Raw genomic sequence first — 17,859 nt, 5'->3', positions numbered from 1 at the left:
AATTATGAAAACTTTGAATTTCTCAGTATACCGTTATAACCCTGACGTTGATGACGCACCATACATGAAAGACTATCAACTTGAAGTTGAAGAAGGTCAGGACATGATGGTTTTAGATGCTCTTAATTTATTAAAAGAGCAGGATCCAACGTTAGCTTATCGTCGTTCTTGTCGTGAAGGTGTTTGTGGCTCTGATGGCATGAACATGAATGGCAAAAATGGTTTGGCTTGTATCACACCACTTTCAGCTTTAGGTAAAGGAACTATTGTCGTTCGTCCATTACCTGGTTTACCTGTAGTACGTGACCTTGTAATTGACATGACTCAGTTCTACACTCAATACGAGAAAGTTAAGCCGTTCCTAATTAACGATGATAAACAACCGCCTGCGCGTGAGCACCTTCAATCTATTGAAGAGCGTGACAAGTTAGACGGATTATATGAATGTATTTTATGTGCATGTTGTTCAACTTCATGCCCATCGTTCTGGTGGAACCCAGATAAATTTATCGGACCTGCAGGTTTGTTACACGCTTATCGATTCTTAATCGACAGTCGTGATACTGCAACGGACGAGCGTTTAGCCGATTTAGATGATGCATTCAGTGTATTCAGATGCCACGGTATCATGAACTGCGTTAATGTTTGTCCTAAAGGTTTAAACCCAACAAAAGCGATTGGTCATATTAAATCAATGTTGTTGCAGAGGTCAGTCTAATCTTGGCAGAGTGTCCAGCGGTTATACTTTAAACACTAAGAGTCGTTCCATTTACTTGGAAGGGCTCTTTTTTATTTTAATTTTTGTAATAAAAAGTCGTTAAGACTTACAAGGATATATATCTAATGCACGAAGGTGTTATGCAAACTTGGCTAGATAGTTCACACTTATCAGCTAACAGCATGGTATATGTTGAGCAGATGTATGAACTGTACTTAGATGATGCAACGTCAGTTGGTGATGAATGGCGTGAAATTTTTGATCAACTGCCAAAAGTTCAAGGCGTGTCGGTTGAAACAAAGCATTCAGAAGTTCGTGACTTATTTGCTCAGCTTGCCAAAACGAAAGATCGCGTCGTGGTTTCTGCGGCAGATCAAGCTGATGAAAAACAAGTAAAAGTGTTACAGCTAATCAACGCGTTTCGCTTTAGAGGTCACCAAAACGCTAATCTCGATCCATTAGGCATTTGGGATAGAGAGAAAGTTCGAGAACTGTCTCTTGAACACCACGATTTAGCGGATGTTGATAAGTCTAAAGAGTTTAATGTTGGTTCTTTTGCTGTAGGTAAAGATAAAATGCCTCTAGGCGATCTTTATCAAGCACTTCAACAAACTTACTGTGGTTCTATTGGTGCAGAGTATATGCACATAACGGACACAGATGAGAAACGTTGGATTCAAGGAAAGCTTGAATCAATTAAAAGTAAACCATCTTTCTCCAAAGAAATTAAGACTCGTATTCTAAAAGGCCTAGTAGCCGCAGATGGTTTAGAAAAGTATTTAGGTGCTAAATTCCCTGGCGCTAAACGCTTTTCATTGGAAGGCGGTGATGCGCTAATCCCAATGATTAAAGAAATTATTCACGCAGCTGGTGAACAAGGTCAAAAAGAAGTCGTTATTGGTATGGCCCATAGAGGCAGACTTAACGTTCTTGTGAATGTTCTTGGTAAAAAAGCGGGTGAATTATTTGAAGAGTTTGGCGGCAAAGTAGACCCAAATCTTACAGCGGGTGACGTTAAATATCACCAAGGCTATTCGTCAGATTTTGAAACTGCAGGTGGCAATGTTCACTTAGCACTTGCCTTCAACCCGTCTCACCTAGAGATTGTTAACCCGGTTGTTATGGGTTCTGTAAGAGCTCGTCTTGACCGTCGTGGCTGCGAAACTGGCTTAAAGGCATTGCCTATTACCGTTCACGGTGACTCAGCAATCGCAGGTCAGGGCGTGGTGCAAGAAACCTTTAATATGTCTCAAACTAGAGCGTATAAAGTAGGCGGGACCATTCGTATCGTTGTAAATAACCAAGTTGGCTTTACAACATCAAACAGTGAAGATACTCGCTCAACTGAGTATTGTACTGACATTGCTAAAATGGTTCAGGCGCCAATTCTTCATGTTAATTCTGATGATCCTGAAGCAGTTGCGTTGGTTTCTCAAATAGCCGTTGATTATCGCAATAAATTTAACCGTGATGTTGTTATCGACTTAGTTTGTTACCGACGTCATGGTCATAACGAAGCAGATGAGCCAAGCGCAACTCAGCCTCTTATGTATAAAAAAGTTAAAAAGCATCCAGTACCTAGAGCTTTATATGTTGAACAGTTGAAAGGCGAAAATGCCATCTCTGATGACGAAGTTAAAGGATTAATGGATGACTATCGAGCCATCTTAGATAAGGGTGAATGCACGGTAGAAGAAAAGCGTCCTATGACACAGCATTCTGCTGATTGGGCGCCTTACTTAGGTCATGATTGGGATATTGACTATGCCAAGTCAATTGAACTTGAAAAGTTAAAAGACCTAGGTGCGAAGATTACTAGTTACCCTGAAAGCCACAAGTTACATTCGCGTGTTAAAAAACAATACGACGAACGTATTAAGATGCTTAATGGCGATAAAAAACTAGACTGGGGTTTTGCAGAAACACTAGCTTATGCTGATATCGTAGACCGAGGCACAAACATCCGCCTTACAGGTCAAGATTCTGGCCGTGGTACCTTCTTCCACCGTCATGCTGTATTGCATAACCAAGAAGACGCTTCTACTTATACACCGTTAGAAAATGTCAAAGAAGACCAAGGTCGCTTTGAGATTTATGACGCCGTATTATCAGAAGTGGGTGTATTAGCATTTGAGTATGGCTATGCCACTGCAGAACCAGATTCACTAGTAATTTGGGAAGCACAGTTTGGTGACTTTGCAAACGTAGCTCAGGTTGTAATCGATCAGTTTATCAGTTCAGGTGAGCAAAAGTGGGGACGTTTATGCGGACTTACTATGTTACTACCGCACGGATATGAAGGCCAAGGGCCTGAGCACTCATCAGCTCGACTTGAAAGATTCCTACAACTTTGTGCTGACCATAATATGCAGGTATGTGTACCTACTACACCAGCTCAAGTATTTAACATGATCCGTCGTCAATCAATCAGACCTATGCGTCGACCTTTGATTGTTATGACTCCTAAATCATTGTTACGTCATCCTTTAGCTGTTTCTACTATGGAAGAACTAGCAGAAGGCACTTATCAAAACATAATTGGCGAGATAGATGATATCGCGCCTAAAGATGTTAAGAGAGTGGTATTTTGTTCAGGTAAAGTTTATTACGACTTGCTAGATCAACGTCGTAAAAATGAGCAAAATGATGTGGCACTTGTTCGTGTTGAACAGCTTTATCCATTCCCACATGAAGAGATGGACAAGGTTATTGAGCAATATAGCCATGTTAAAGATTTTGTATGGTGTCAGGAAGAACCACAAAACCAAGGTGCTTGGTATTGTAGTCAACACCATTTCTGGAATTCAATTCCATCGGGCGCAAACCTAACTTATGCAGGTCGAGTAGCATCAGCTTCTCCAGCCGTAGGTTATGCTTCTGTCCATGCTAAAGAACAACAAGCGTTGGTCAACGACGCATTAACGATTAAATAATCTCAAGGATTAACCATGACTACTGAAATTAAAGTTCCAGTATTACCTGAATCAGTTGCAGACGCATCAGTGGCTACTTGGCACGTAAAGGTTGGAGATAAAGTATCTCGTGACCAGAACTTAGTTGACATTGAAACAGACAAAGTTGTGTTAGAAGTAGTTGCACCAGACGACGGTGTTATTACTGAAATATTAGAAGAAGAGGGTGCTACCGTTTTAGGTGAGCAAGTTATTGCAAAAGTTGGAGCAGCAGATTCTGCGCCAGCATCAAGTGAAGCACCTAAAAAAGACAGTTCAAAAGCTGAAGCAACTAAAGAAACTAAAGAAACGACAGTTGTAAAGATTAAAGTTCCAGTTCTTCCTGAGTCTGTTGCAGATGCGACAATTGCTACGTGGCATGTTCAAGAAGGTGACACAGTTGAACGCGATCAAAACTTAGTTGATATCGAAACTGATAAAGTGGTTTTAGAAGTTGTAGCACCAGAAGCCGGCGTTATCAGCAAGATAACTAATGGTGAAGGCGATACGGTTCTTGGCGAACAAGATATCGCAGAAATCACAGCGGGCGGAGCTGCACCAGCAGCATCATCTAGCTCAGAAAGCGATAGCGAAGCAGAACCTGGAGATGAAGTAATGTCTCCTTCTGTCCGTCGTTTAGTTTCTGAGAAAGGCTTAGACGCAAGTAAAATTAAAGGGTCTGGTAAAAACGGTAAAATTACTAAAGAAGACGTTGAAGCGTTTGCAAGTAATGCAAGCAAACCAGCGAAATCTGCACCAGCACCACAAGCCGCTGTTCAAGCGCCAACGGGCGATAGAACGCAAAAACGTGTTCCAATGACTCGTTTACGTAAAACAATTGCTAATCGTCTGTTAGAAGCTAAAAACTCAACGGCTATGTTAACAACGTTTAACGAAATCAACATGAAACCAATCATGGACCTTCGTAAACAATATAAAGACGTATTTGAAGAGCGCCATGGTGCTCGTCTCGGCTTTATGTCTTTCTATGTTAAGGCTGTAGTTGAAGCACTTAAACGATTCCCTGCAGTTAATGCTTCTATTGACGGTGATGATATTGTTTACCACAACTACTTTGACGTGAGTATTGCGGTATCAACTCCACGTGGTCTTGTTACTCCAGTTTTACGTGATTGCGATAAAATGAACTTTGCTGAAATTGAAAATGGCATTCGTGCATTGGCCCTAAAAGGCCGTGACGGAAAGCTAACAGTTGAAGAAATGCAAGGTGGTAACTTTACAATCACAAACGGTGGCGTATTTGGGTCACTGTTATCAACACCAATCATTAACTTACCGCAAACAGCTATTTTGGGTATGCATAAAATCCAAGATCGCCCTATGGCGGTAAACGGTAAAGTTGAAATTTTACCAATGATGTACTTAGCTCTATCTTACGATCACCGTTTAGTAGACGGTAAAGAGTCAGTTGGTTTCTTAGTAACAGTTAAAGAGTTACTAGAAGATCCTGCTCGATTACTACTAGATATCTAATTACGCGAAAATTAACGCAATAATCGGTAATTTAACCTACCTTTTATTGCACTAATTGAGGGGTTAACTATAATAGCCCCGCTTGTTAATTATGGCTGCATAAGTAGTGTAGCCTTTTACTTATAACAGAGATGGATAGAACATCATGAATTTGCATGAATATCAGGGTAAACAATTGTTTGCTCAATACGGGCTTCCTGTATCTAAAGGCATCGCAGCCGAGACTCCAGCGGAAGCGGCAGCAGCAGCTGACCAAATCGGCGGAACAGAATTTGTAGTTAAAGCGCAAGTACACGCCGGTGGCCGTGGTAAAGCGGGTGGCGTTAAACTAGTAAAAACTAAAGACGAAATTAAAGCATTTGCTGAAAAGTGGTTAGGCGAACGTCTAGTTACTTATCAAACAGACGCTGCTGGCCAACCAGTTACCCGTATCTTAGTTGAAACATGTACTGACATTGACCAAGAGTTATATCTTGGTGCTGTTGTAGACCGTTCTAGCCGTCGTATCGTATTCATGGCGTCTACAGAAGGTGGTGTTGAGATTGAGAAAGTTGCTGAAGAAACTCCAGAAAAGATTCTTAAAGCGACAATCGATCCATTAGTAGGTGCACAACCTTATCAAGGTCGTGACTTAGCATTTAAACTAGGCCTTTCTGGTAAGCAAGTAGGTCAGTTTGTTAAGATCTTCATGGGTCTTGCTAAGCTTTTCAAAGAAAAAGACATTGAATTAATTGAAGTTAACCCTTTAGTTATCACACCAGCTGGTGACTTACATTGTCTAGACGCTAAAGTAGCAATCGATAGCAATGCTGTTTACCGTCACCCAGACATCAAAGAAATGCACGATCCTTCGCAAGAAGACGCGCGTGAAGCTGATGCTGCAAAATGGGAACTTAACTACGTAGCTCTAGACGGAAACGTTGGCTGTATGGTTAACGGTGCAGGTCTTGCAATGGGTACAATGGACATTGTTAACCTTAACGGTGGCAGCCCAGCAAACTTCCTAGATGTAGGCGGCGGCGCGACAAAAGAGCGTGTTGCTGAAGCATTTAAGATCATTTTATCTGATGACAATGTTAAAGCAGTTCTAGTAAACATCTTTGGTGGTATTGTTCGTTGTGACATGATCGCTGAAGGTATTATTGGTGCGGTTAAAGAAGTTGGCGTTAACGTGCCAGTTGTTGTTCGTCTTGAAGGTACTAACGCTGAAAAAGGTCGTGAAGTATTAGCGAATTCTGACGTAGACATCATCGCAGCAGAAAGCTTACAGAGCGCTGCTGAACTAGTAGTTAAAGCTGCAGAGGGTAAATAATGAGCGTTTTAATTAATAAAGATACTAAAGTAATCTGTCAAGGTTTCACTGGTGCTCAAGGTACATTCCACTCTGAGCAAGCTATTGCATACGGCACTAACATGGTTGGTGGTGTTACTCCAGGTAAAGGTGGTCAAACTCATTTAGACCTTCCTGTATTCAACACAGTTGCTGAAGCTGTAGCTGAAACTGGTGCTGATGCATCTGTTATCTACGTACCAGCGCCTTTCTGTAAAGACTCTATCTTAGAAGCGGCTAACTCTGGAATCAAACTAATCGTTTGTATTACAGAAGGTATCCCAACTCAAGATATGCTTGATGCAAAAGTAGTGTGTGACACATTAGGCGTGCGTCTAATTGGCCCTAACTGCCCAGGCGTAATCACTCCTGGAGAGTGTAAAATTGGTATCATGCCTGGTCACATCCACAAGCCTGGCCGTGTAGGTATTGTTTCTCGCTCTGGTACTCTTACGTACGAAGCGGTTAAGCAAACTACTGATGCTGGTTTTGGTCAGTCTACTTGTGTTGGTATTGGTGGTGATCCAATTCCAGGTACTAACTTCATTGACGTTTTAGAGTTGTTCGAAAAAGACCCTAAAACTGAAGCGATTGTTATGATCGGTGAAATTGGTGGTACAGCAGAAGAAGAAGCGGCAGCATACATTAAAGAAAATGTAACTAAGCCAGTTGTTTCTTACATTGCTGGTGTTACTGCTCCAGAAGGTAAGCGTATGGGTCATGCCGGTGCAATTATCTCTGGTGGTAAAGGTACTGCTGATGACAAATTTGCTGCTCTTGAAGCTGCGGGCGTAAAAACTGTACGTTCACTAGCTGAAATTGGTAAAGCATTAAAAGAAAAAACAGGCTGGTAGTCTATTAACGTAGCATTAGCTAACGTATATTGAACCAACAAAAAAGCAGCCATATGGCTGCTTTTTTTATGCCTACTATGACCCGTCCTAAATAACGTTGACACTTTTCAATCAATAAATTGGAGAGTGTTATGAAAACAACCACTAAACGTACTCAAAAAGATTATACCCTCGCTTTTAAATTATCTGTTGTCGAGCAGGTAGAAAAAGGTGAAATGACCTATAAAGTTGCCCAAGACTTATATGGAATTCAAGGTTGTTCAACTGTTTTAGTTTGGCTTAGGAAGCATGGTCGTCTAAATTGGTCTAAGGGAACACCTAAGTTCCTAACACAAGGGCCTATTATGGAAAAACCTGAATCGACATTAACCCCAGAGCAGAGAATAAAGCAACTCGAGCAGCAACTGGTTGAATCCAAACAAAAAGCCGACTTCTTTGAGGCCGTTGTTAATGTATTGGAGACAGACTATGGAGTACGTGTTGTAAAAAAGCCCAAGGGCAAGTAATCCGGAATAAAGTGATACCGGGCCTAACAGTCACTCAAGCGTGCCTTTATCTGGGGATTTCACGCCAAGCTTTATACCAACGTGGTAAAAGACAGGCTGCTCAAAATAAACACGAAGCGTCCGTGCTTGAACAGGTTAGAAATGAACGGCTTGTTCACCCTCGCATTGGAGCACGCAAACTCAAGTACCTACTTAACCGTAAAAATATTTTTATTGGTCGAGACCATCTCTTCAACTTATTAAGAGATAAACGGCTGCTTGTCAGCCCTAAAAGAGCCTACCATCGAACAACCAATAGTCACCATAGGTTTCATTGTCACCCCAATGTAATAAAAAATGGTTATTCGGCTGTGCAGCCCGAGCAATTGTGGGTGGCCGATATCACTTATCTGCCAACACGAGATGGTGAGTCATATGTAAGCTTAATCACTGACGCATTCTCACGAAAGATCGTGGGATACCAGGTTGATAGTCATATGAAAACAAACTCAGTCAAAAAAGCTTTTACTAGCGCCCTGAAACAGCGAACAAAACAAGGAGACTTGATTCATCACTCAGACCGCGGAGTTCAATACTGCTCTGCGGAGTATCAAGGTCTGCACGAAAAGTACGGAGTGAAGTGTTCGATGACAGATGGATATGACTGTTATCAAAACGCCTTAGCTGAACGGATTAATGGAATACTCAAATCTGAATATCTGTTACACAAACCAAAGGATTTAGATGAAGCAAAGAAAATGGTCGCCGAGTCAGTAGCGATCTATAATCAAAAGAGGCCACACTCGGCCTTAAAATACAAAACGCCCGATGAAGTTCATCGAGCGTTTTAAAAGAAATAAGTGTCAACCTATTTCAGGACGGGTCACTATCTTCAATGCAATAATGATTGAATAATTGCTTTCAAACTATGCTTGCCGTGTAGTTGGCGACTTATAGCCATAAAAAAAGCCCCAATCGGGGCTTTCAAAATTTAATAAACTAAAAGTATTTATATTTAGTAATTCTAATTAGAACTTATAAACACCTTTCAAGTAGTAGAAACCACCGTTAATACCGATTGGGGCTGTAACTGGGTATTGTGCACCAGCAACTTCATTATCCCACATCGTATTTTCATCTGGAGTCTCATCAAGCAAGTTCTTAGCACCTACAATCACTTCAAAACTCTCAGTTACATCATAGGCAACTTCAGCATCAATAGTGAACTCTGCACTGATATCTTCAATTGGTAGTGCAGAATCTAAGTGATCCTCGTAAATACCAGCAAAGTAGTTAACACGAACCATTGCTCTCCAACCCTCATTTGAATGAGTAGTTGTAAAGCTCCAGCGGTGCTCAGGAAGGTTTTCTTCTATCATGCGAACACGTTCTGTCGAGATGTTTGCTGAATGCTGTGTTACTTCAGTTTTTGTCCAGTTATACGCTAACGCATACTTGTTTTCGCCATCCATAAAGTCGGCGCTGTAGTTTGCTACTACATCTAAACCTTCCGTAGACGTATCAAAGTCGTTTGTGAAATAACTTACTTCCGAGAAACTAGACGCATCTTGAACGCCTTGAGCTAACAGTAAATCAATATCATCTGACGTTAATTTAATACCAGAAACTGTTGCTATTCTGTCACTCACGTCGATATTGAAGTAATCGGCAGTTACAAATAGACCATTATCTAATTCAGCAACAACACCAAAACTAATTGCTTCAGACTCTTCCGGTGTTAAAGCTGTACCGCCCTTAAGAACTGAAATCGGATCTGTTGGTGGTAATGTCGCTCTGTCAATAAGTGCACCGTCAGTACCAAAGGCTGTTGTTACATTTCGAACAGTTGATTGTCCAATCGTAGGTGCTTTAAAGCCTGTACTAAAGGCACCACGTATCGCAAATTCGTCATTAAGTTGGTAACGACCTGCTAATTTACCCTTTGTAGTGCTTCCGAAATCTGAGAAATCTTCAAATCGTAAAGCACCCGATAACATAAAGTCATCAGTAACGTTGTATTCAACGTCTATGTAGGTAGCGAAGCTATCACGGTCATTTTTGCCAGCACTCTTAGCTGATAAACCAGGGAAGCCGTTTGAACCAATACCAAAGCCTTGCGCTGCTAGAGGTCCAATTTCCCAAGACTTATAATCGCCAGCAATGCTTTCATAAGATTCGTGACGGAATTCAAAACCACCTGCTACGTTAAGTGCACCATCATTAAAGTTATCGATGAACTTAGAGAAATCAATATTTAATGATTGCTCAGACTGAATGTATTTACCCGGCTTAAATGATGTAGGAGTATCAGGCCCTAAACTTGGGTTAATTGTATTGCTAATCATGAAGTCAACTTCATTAGAGCCAGCGTAGAAGCTTATGTCATACATTAGCTCGTCAATAAACGCATTACTTTCACCCTTTGTGCCCACTGCAATTGATGAGTCGACGATCTTTCCACCGAATTTAGGAGTGAAACCACCAGGGAACATCTCATTGAACGCAAAACAGTCAGGGTTATTTGCTACTTCATCAACGTAACGAGGATTGTTTAATACATTGCTACCAGTTTGGATGTCCATTGGACAATTACCACTCATGTCAGCTGTTAAATCAGCAACTAGAAGTAATTGTTGGTCATCACCGTTGGTACCACCGTCATACACACCGCCACGGTTGTGAGGGTTACGGAAGTAAAAACCACCCTCAACTTCACGCTCTGCGTAGTTCAAAAACATGTATGCTTCAGAGTCATTTGATAACTCTAATCCAAAGTTACCAAAAACTTTTACGTCATTTTTAAACTCTGGATTACCCCAAACTTGAGCTGGGTCTCCAACAAAGTTATTACCACCTGCGATTAGAGATGCTGCGTCATCGCGTTGAACACTTCGACTTGTTGGATCTGCTTCTTTAAATTCGAAAGAAAAGTTTGCAAAACCTTTGTCAGTTAAAGGTAGGCCAATGTTACCAGCGACTTGTAAAGTATCACCGTCACCCTCGTAATAAGAACCGTGTTTAACTTCAAATCGTCCACCTTCAGAAGCGTCGTTCAATACAAAGTTAATAACACCAGCGATAGCATCTGAGCCATATTGGGCAGCAGCACCATCACGTAATACTTCTACTTGCTTAATAGCTACAGAAGGGATAACAGATAAATCTGGTCCTTGAGCACCGTCGGATAAACCACCACCAAGGAAAGTAATTACTGCTGAACGATGTCGTCGCTTACCATTTACCAAAACTAGGGTGTGGTCAGCCGCCATGCCTCGCAAGTTGGCCGGACGTACTAAAGATGATGCATCGTTGATAGGTTGTTCGTTAACGTTAAACGAAGGAACAGTGGTTTGCAGCATAGAAACCATATCTGTAGAGCCTTGTTTATTGAATTCTTCTGCACTGATTACATCTACAGGAACAGGGGAGTCACCAATTGATCGAGGAGCGGCACGAGTACCGACAACAGCAATTTTTTCTATATTTTTTTCAACTTTGTCATCTTCAGCAAATGCAAGAGTTGGTACTGCTGCACCAACAGATAAACTAGATAGCAAAGTATATTTCAATACCTTGGAAAGTGGCTTTAATTTATACATGTTTGTTCCCTTTTTGTTGTTCTTTTGTACCTTTGTTAGTTGTTTTTGTTTCAAAGGCAAATTAAACCTACAACGAAAAAAGAAATTTTGCTAGATGTAAAGTGAACGAAATGGTTAAAAACTATACGTTTGTGGCTGTTTTTTTTATCTGTATGCGATAAGTGTACAAAAATGGGCGGTAAGGAAGAGGTTTTAGGCTTGTCTTTTTATAATTAATGACAGATTTATTTCTGCCATTAATTATATTTTAGCTGGGTATTAGAAAAACTATTTCCCACCATTTTTGATGATTTCTTGTGCAAGAATATCAGCAACTTCGTGTGTAGGTTTGTTCTCTTTATCTGCTCTAACAAAAATTTCAGTTAAGGTATCGTATATTTCTTCAACTTTTTTATTGGCTTTGCTTGCAGAATACCCATCTTCGTCTTGTTCAAAGAAGATATTTATAATTCCGCCAGCATTAATTGCGTAGTCTGGAGCATACAAAATCCCGAGATCTTTCAGCTTCGCTCCATGAATAGGCAATTGCAGTTGGTTGTTGGCACAACCCGCTACAACTTTAACCTTTAATTGAGGAATAGTGTCGTCGTTTATAGTAGCACCTAAAGCACAAGGGACATACACATCTGCATCTACGGCATAAATTTCATCTAGGCCAACTGCAGTCGCACCAAATTCAGAAACTGCTTTCTCCACAGACTCTTGATTAATGTCGGTAACGATAAGTTTGGCATTTTCTTCGAATAGCCTCTTGCAAAGGTACATACCAACAGATCCTAAGCCTTGTATAGAGAAGGTTAGGCCGTCTAAACTTTCACGGTTGAATTTATGTTTAACCGCTGCTTTTATACCTAAGTATGTGCCGTAAGCTGTAAAAGGGGCAGGGTTTCCACTTTTTCCTTCTAAACCCACTACAAAGTCTGTTTCTTGGTAAGCTTGCATGATGTCCGTGGTCGTAATATTAACGTCTTCTGCTGAATAATAGGTGCCGTTTAGGTTATTAAGTTTTTTACCAAAAGCTCTAAATAAGGCTTCTGATTTTAACTTCTTAGGATCACCGATAATAACGGCTTTACCACCACCAAAATTTAAACCTGCCAAAGCGTTTTTGTAAGTCATTCCCTTGGATAACCTTAATACGTCTACAAGAGCATCTTCGTCATTATCATAGTTCCAAAAGCGACAGCCACCAACTGCTGGACCACAGTTTGTATTGTGAACGGCAATTATTGCTCTTAATCCGGTTGCTTCATCATTTGCAAAAACAATTTGCTCATGGTTATCAAATTCAGGCTGGGAAAATACAGTCAACGGTAACTCCATGTGTGGGTATAAATAATTTTCACGGACTTTATCAGAGAAGTATTAATTAGCAATCTAGTTGACGTTAGAGGTTACTGGTTAGACCACATTTTATTGTAAAGATTATATCCCATGATTAGGACGGAACAGGGCAAAGTAATATTGCAAAGTTAAGAGTTTGTAGAGACGGAGCCTATTGAAAAAGAAAACAAAACTAGCAACTGCAGAATACTAGTATCATTGCATTGGTTTTTGCTTTAGTGAAGTACGGTTGGGGCAATCTTAAATAATTCCAACGCACACATCAAAGGTTGCTTAGCAATGCCAGCATCCATGTATACAGTGCCAGTGGGAACAAATCCTTGTTCCTTATATTTATCTACTTCATCTAGTCTTGAGTCAAAGTATACTTTTTTGAGACCCTTAGTTTTAGCTAACTGCAATAACTCTTTAATCACCTGTCTTCGAACTTTTATATTGCGGTGTTTCATTAATACCGCTACACGACTTATTTTACCGTCGTCGCAGAGCCGACCTGTTGCTATAGCGACACCTTGTTCATCTCGCACTAAAACGTGCTGGCAATGTGTATCATGGTGGTCAAACTCTGACTCTAGTGGGAATTGATATTCGTAAATAAAAACTTGTTCACGAATGGCGCGAATTTCCTTTGATGACTTCCTCCACGAAACTTTATCAGCTTTGTAGTTCATTTTTACTCGTCTATAAATAGATAACCTGTATTAATAAGTGTAGTCAAAAGTGAAATATTTTCTAATTGGGTTAGGGAACTTTTTAGATTAGATTTGTCAAGAGACTCAGACCTGTGTAGTAGACTTACAAATTCTTGTTGTGAATCAATCAGTTTAAAATATGTACCATTGCAATAAAAATGCAGACCTTGATCATCCATAAAGTAAGAAGTTTTTAAGGCTAGAACTTTATTAATACGTATATTGCTCGACTGAAGTAGTTGCGAAAGTTGCTCTTCGCTCCATTCCTGCTCACTTGGAAGGATATCTAGTTCCCTAGTTGGCTCCGTTAGGAATTGATGTAAAAACTTTTCAAATTGGTTGTTTTGTAATGTTTCTAACATGAAGTTTTTTAGATCATTTACAGTAGAGTCGGGCATGGTAGAGCCAGCATGGCTTTCTGAATCGTTTATATTCTCATTAACAAATCTAGTTTTACCCTGTTCATTTTCATAGATAAAATCGGCGAAAGAAGTAAGTAACTCTGTCTGACTAGGTGCACGAAATCCAATTGAGTAACTCAGGCTTGGCTCTAAACTCACTCCGCAATGAGGAGCAAAAGGTGGAATATATAAAATATCACCCGGTTCCAGTACTTCATCAATAATAGGGCTAAAGTCATCGACCTGTAACAAGTCTTGCACAACTTCTTTTTGAGACAAGCTTTTATCTACTGAACCTACTTGCCATTGTCGTGAGCCACTTCCTTGAATGATAAAAACGTCATACTGATCTAGATGGGCACCAACACCACCATTTATGGCGCTGTAAGAAACCATCACATCGTCTACGCTCCATTTAGGTATGAAGCTAACTAGTTCTCTTAAGCTATAAATTTCTGGTATCCAACGGTCTACACCTTGCACTAAAAGGGACCAAGCCTGTTCAGGTAAATCATCAAACTCTTTAAATGGCCCGTGTTGTACGTTCCACTTGTTATTAGTTTGTTTAACAATTCGAGACTCAACCACTTCTTCCATTGCTAAACCGGCTAAGTCATTAGCGTCAATTGGATCAGCAAAGTCAGCAATAGCATTTTTTAAAACGACAGGTTTTTGTTGCCAATAATGGTTAATAAAGTCTGCTTGTGTAACGTTGGTCCAATTAATATTCATGATGACAATTAGCCTTATTCAGTAAAAACAAAGCCAGTCTTTTGACTGGCTTTTATCATTTGTTATTCATCGGATTAATATACGATGAATAACATTTCAGTATGTTAGTTTAGTCTAGTAACGCTACAAACTTCTCAGCATCACCAATATAGTTGGCTGGCGTCATGGTTTTAAGTTCAGCTTTTACCGAGTCAGGAAGCTCTAAATTATCAATAAACTCAGCCATAACCTGTTGGTTAACCTTTTTTCCACGAGTTAAGTCTTTCAGTTTTTCATATGGCTTTTCAATGCCATATCGACGCATAACTGTTTGAATTGGCTCTGCTAATAGTTCCCAGTTGTTGTCTAACTCGTCTAATAAACTTTGCTCGTTTACTTCTAATTTACTCATACCTTTAAGCGTTGCTTGGTATGCAATAATAGAGTGAGCAACGCCTACACCTAAAGTTCTTAATACCGTTGAATCAGTTAAATCACGCTGCCACCTTGATACAGGCAGTTTGGTGGCTAAATGTCCAAATATGGCGTTAGCGATACCAAGGTTGCCCTCTGAATTTTCAAAATCAATTGGGTTTACTTTATGCGGCATGGTTGAAGAGCCGATTTCGCCAGCAACTGTTTTTTGCTTAAAGTGGCCCATTGCAATGTAGCCCCAAACGTCACGATCAAAGTCTAATAAAATAGTATTGAATCGAGCCATGGCATCAAATAGCTCAGCAATGTAGTCATGAGGTTCGATTTGTGTAGTAAATGCGTTCCACGTTAAGCCTAATGACGTTACAAATTGCTCAGACTGACCATGCCAATCTAGTTCTGGGTAAGCAGAAAGGTGAGCGTTGTAATTACCAACAGCACCGTTAAATTTACCTAGTATTTCTACATTGGCAATTTGGCTGCGTTGACGTTTAAGGCGCATGAAAACGTTAGCCATTTCTTTGCCCATAGTTGACGGGGTTGCAGGCTGACCATGGGTACGACACATCATAGGAATAGATTTGTATTCGTTAGCTAGTACTTTCAACTCAGACAATATTTTGTCGCAATATGGCAAAATTACGTCTTCGCGAGCAGCAGTTAACATTAAGCCATGTGATAGGTTGTTAATGTCTTCTGAAGTACAAGCAAAATGAATGAACTCGTTAACGGCCGTTAATTCAGCGTTGTCTGCTACTTTTTCTTTTAAGAAGTATTCAACCGCTTTTACGTCGTGGTTGGTAGTGCGCTCTATATCTTTAATACGCTGTGCGTCTTGCTCTGAAAACTCATCAACAATTTTGTTCAATACTGCATTTGCTTCATTTGAAAAAGCAGGAACTTCTGCAATTTCAGTAATGCTCGATAGTCTTTGTAACCAACGAACTTCTACTACTACGCGGTACTTAATAAGACCGAACTCGCTAAATATTGAGCGAAGTTCAGAAGCTTTGCTACCGTAACGTCCGTCTACTGGTGAAATTGCTGTAAGTGCAGAGAGTTGCATGATGACCTCTTAACTGATTGATGATAATTCGTTGTTAAATGAAATTGCGCTTTTTAATATTTTATTGCGACTAAAAATAAATTGTCGTCTTTTACCACCCATTTGACGCCATAACACAGCGGCTCTAACGCCTGCTAGTAATAATGCTCTGACTTGGTTTTGGATGATGGGTTGTTTTAAATTTTGTGGGGTGCCGATGACTTTAATTTTCTGGCCAATAGGGCTGATGTTTTTGCTGTAGATATCAGCAAAGTTACCAATAATTGATGCGTCTGTAATGTCAAAATGTTCCAGTCGACGCTCAACCTCTTTTAAAGATGTTGATAAGCCCGTTAAAGCAGTTTGATTATTAAGAAGCTTTTTTGATAGAGACATCATGCCAGCCAAATAACGAGTCACTTCTACATCTTTACTCGTTGCTTGGCCGCTTAGTTGGTGAACAAGTAAGTAGCTGCCTTGTTTTAAAGACGCTAGGTTTGGATAGACTTGGTCAACATTTTCAGGGGCGGTATTCATAATACCGCCAACTAACGTCGCTAATGCCTGGCTATCAAAAGCCTGACCTTTAGATACTTGCTGAATGAGCAGGGCTGCTTCACAAAGCGCAGCCATTGCTATTGTTTGGTTACGCATTTGTTCGCTCATATTATCTTAAGTACTGCTCAATAATACCGCCGCCTAAACATACATCGCCGTCATAAAAGACAGCAGATTGTCCAGGTGTTACGGCTCTTTGAGGGGTATCAAACAGGACTTTTATTGTTCCTTTTTCCAAGTCTGGCGTCACAGCGCATGGTATATCTTCTTGGCGATAGCGTGTTTTCACGGTTAAGCGCATAGCGTTTTGAGGGCCTTTGCCATCTACCCAATTTAATTGGTTTGCCACAAGACCATCAGAAAACAGAAGAGGGTGGTTTTTACCTTGACCAACAATTAATACATTGCGCTTAACGTCTTTATCAACAACAAACCAAGGTTGATCTTTAAACTCTTTTAAACCACCAATTAAAAGGCCTTTACGTTGGCCCAATGTGTGATACATCAAACCTTCATGTTGACCAATAACTTCGCCTTCTGGCGTTTCAATATCACCTGGCTGAGCGGGTAAAAACTTTTGTAAAAAGTCTTTAAACTTACGTTCACCAATGAAACAGATGCCCGTTGAGTCTTTTTTATCAGCGGTTACTAAACCTTGTTCTTCAGCAATGCGCCTTACTTCCGGCTTCTCTAATTCGCCAACAGGGAATAAAGTTTGCGCTATTTGTTTTTCGCCAATAGCGTATAAGAAGTAACTTTGATCTTTATTGTCGTCAAGACCACGTAACATTTGGGTATTGTTGTCGTCAGCAGTTCTGCGAACATAGTGGCCAGTTGCAATATAGTCAGCGCTAAGGATCTCTGCAGAAAATTGAAGAAAGGCTTTAAACTTAATTTCTTTGTTGCACATGATGTCTGGATTAGGGGTGCGGCCTGCTTTGTATTCTTCTAAAAAGTGTTCAAAAACATTGTCCCAGTATTCAGAGGCAAAATTAACCGTATGAAGTTCAATACCTAATTTGTCGCACACGTCTTGCGCGTCTTTTAGATCTTCGGCCGCTGAGCAATACTCATCATCGTCATCTTCTTCCCAATTTTTCATGAAAAGACCTTCCACCTGGTACCCTTGCTGTTGCAATAGATAGGCAGAAACAGATGAGTCAACACCGCCGGACATACCAACGATAACTTTTTTTGTTGCATTTAAGCTTAGCGTTTCAGATGAAATCTCAGACATAGGTG

Annotated in this window: 13 protein-coding genes; 6 read left to right on the top strand and 7 right to left on the bottom strand. The window is 40.4% G+C overall.

The window, feature by feature from the left end:
• Window positions 1–4: 4 nt before the first annotated feature.
• From GNP35_RS04800 to GNP35_RS04775, 6 genes are all read left to right on the top strand, one after another.
• On the top strand, window positions 5–718 hold the full coding sequence (locus tag GNP35_RS04800) for a succinate dehydrogenase iron-sulfur subunit (protein ID WP_155695006.1): 714 nt from the start codon (window positions 5–7) through the stop codon (window positions 716–718).
• Window positions 719–843: 125 nt separating this feature from the next.
• Complete coding sequence (sucA, locus tag GNP35_RS04795; RefSeq protein WP_155695004.1) at window positions 844–3,651, top strand: 2-oxoglutarate dehydrogenase E1 component; 2,808 nt, start codon at window positions 844–846, stop codon at window positions 3,649–3,651.
• A gap of 15 nt (window positions 3,652–3,666) precedes the next feature.
• Window positions 3,667–5,163: a 2-oxoglutarate dehydrogenase complex dihydrolipoyllysine-residue succinyltransferase gene (odhB, locus tag GNP35_RS04790; protein WP_155695002.1), complete on the top strand. Its 1,497-nt coding sequence runs from the start codon at window positions 3,667–3,669 to the stop codon at window positions 5,161–5,163.
• A 145-nt stretch (window positions 5,164–5,308) separates the two neighbouring features.
• Window positions 5,309–6,475: an ADP-forming succinate--CoA ligase subunit beta gene (gene sucC / locus GNP35_RS04785; RefSeq protein ID WP_155695000.1), complete on the top strand. Its 1,167-nt coding sequence runs from the start codon at window positions 5,309–5,311 to the stop codon at window positions 6,473–6,475.
• Complete coding sequence (gene sucD / locus GNP35_RS04780) at window positions 6,475–7,347, top strand: succinate--CoA ligase subunit alpha (protein WP_155694998.1); 873 nt, start codon at window positions 6,475–6,477, stop codon at window positions 7,345–7,347. The genes sucC and sucD overlap by 1 nt, the downstream gene beginning before the upstream one ends.
• 131 nt (window positions 7,348–7,478) lie before the next feature.
• Window positions 7,479–8,683 (top strand): IS3 family transposase gene (locus tag GNP35_RS04775; protein WP_155693596.1). Its coding sequence is split into 2 segments (ribosomal slippage): window positions 7,479–7,830 and window positions 7,830–8,683, totalling 1,206 coding nucleotides; the frame shifts between segments, so codons are not numbered across the junction.
• A 177-nt stretch (window positions 8,684–8,860) separates the two neighbouring features.
• Here GNP35_RS04775 and GNP35_RS04770 read toward each other — a convergent pair.
• The 7 genes from GNP35_RS04770 to mnmA all read right to left on the bottom strand — a co-directional run bounded on the left by GNP35_RS04770 (window position 8,861) and on the right by mnmA (window position 17,854).
• On the bottom strand, window positions 8,861–11,431 hold the full coding sequence (locus GNP35_RS04770; RefSeq protein ID WP_155694997.1) for a TonB-dependent receptor plug domain-containing protein: 2,571 nt from the start codon (window positions 11,429–11,431) through the stop codon (window positions 8,861–8,863).
• A 267-nt stretch (window positions 11,432–11,698) separates the two neighbouring features.
• Entirely contained in the window at window positions 11,699–12,742 is a 1,044-nt protein-coding gene (locus GNP35_RS04765; RefSeq protein WP_155694995.1) for a Leu/Phe/Val dehydrogenase, read from the bottom strand.
• A gap of 248 nt (window positions 12,743–12,990) precedes the next feature.
• Window positions 12,991–13,446, bottom strand: coding sequence for a GNAT family N-acetyltransferase (locus tag GNP35_RS04760; protein ID WP_155694993.1), 456 nt, complete (start codon window positions 13,444–13,446; stop codon window positions 12,991–12,993).
• 2 nt (window positions 13,447–13,448) lie between these two features.
• Complete coding sequence (locus tag GNP35_RS04755; RefSeq protein ID WP_155694991.1) at window positions 13,449–14,600, bottom strand: cupin domain-containing protein; 1,152 nt, start codon at window positions 14,598–14,600, stop codon at window positions 13,449–13,451.
• 109 nt (window positions 14,601–14,709) lie between these two features.
• Window positions 14,710–16,080 (bottom strand): adenylosuccinate lyase, encoded by a 1,371-nt coding sequence (gene purB / locus GNP35_RS04750; RefSeq protein ID WP_155694989.1) that lies wholly within the window; start codon window positions 16,078–16,080, stop codon window positions 14,710–14,712.
• A 9-nt stretch (window positions 16,081–16,089) separates the two neighbouring features.
• Window positions 16,090–16,725 (bottom strand): high frequency lysogenization protein HflD, encoded by a 636-nt coding sequence (gene hflD, locus GNP35_RS04745; RefSeq protein ID WP_155694987.1) that lies wholly within the window; start codon window positions 16,723–16,725, stop codon window positions 16,090–16,092.
• Window position 16,726: 1 nt separating this feature from the next.
• Window positions 16,727–17,854 (bottom strand): tRNA 2-thiouridine(34) synthase MnmA, encoded by a 1,128-nt coding sequence (gene mnmA / locus GNP35_RS04740; RefSeq protein WP_155694985.1) that lies wholly within the window; start codon window positions 17,852–17,854, stop codon window positions 16,727–16,729.
• Window positions 17,855–17,859: the final 5 nt, after the last annotated feature.

Source organism: Psychrosphaera haliotis, assembly GCF_009728465.1.
In the GTDB taxonomy this organism is placed as follows: Bacteria; Pseudomonadota; Gammaproteobacteria; order Enterobacterales; family Alteromonadaceae; genus Psychrosphaera; species Psychrosphaera haliotis.
This window is presented reverse-complemented; position numbering and strand designations above follow the sequence as displayed.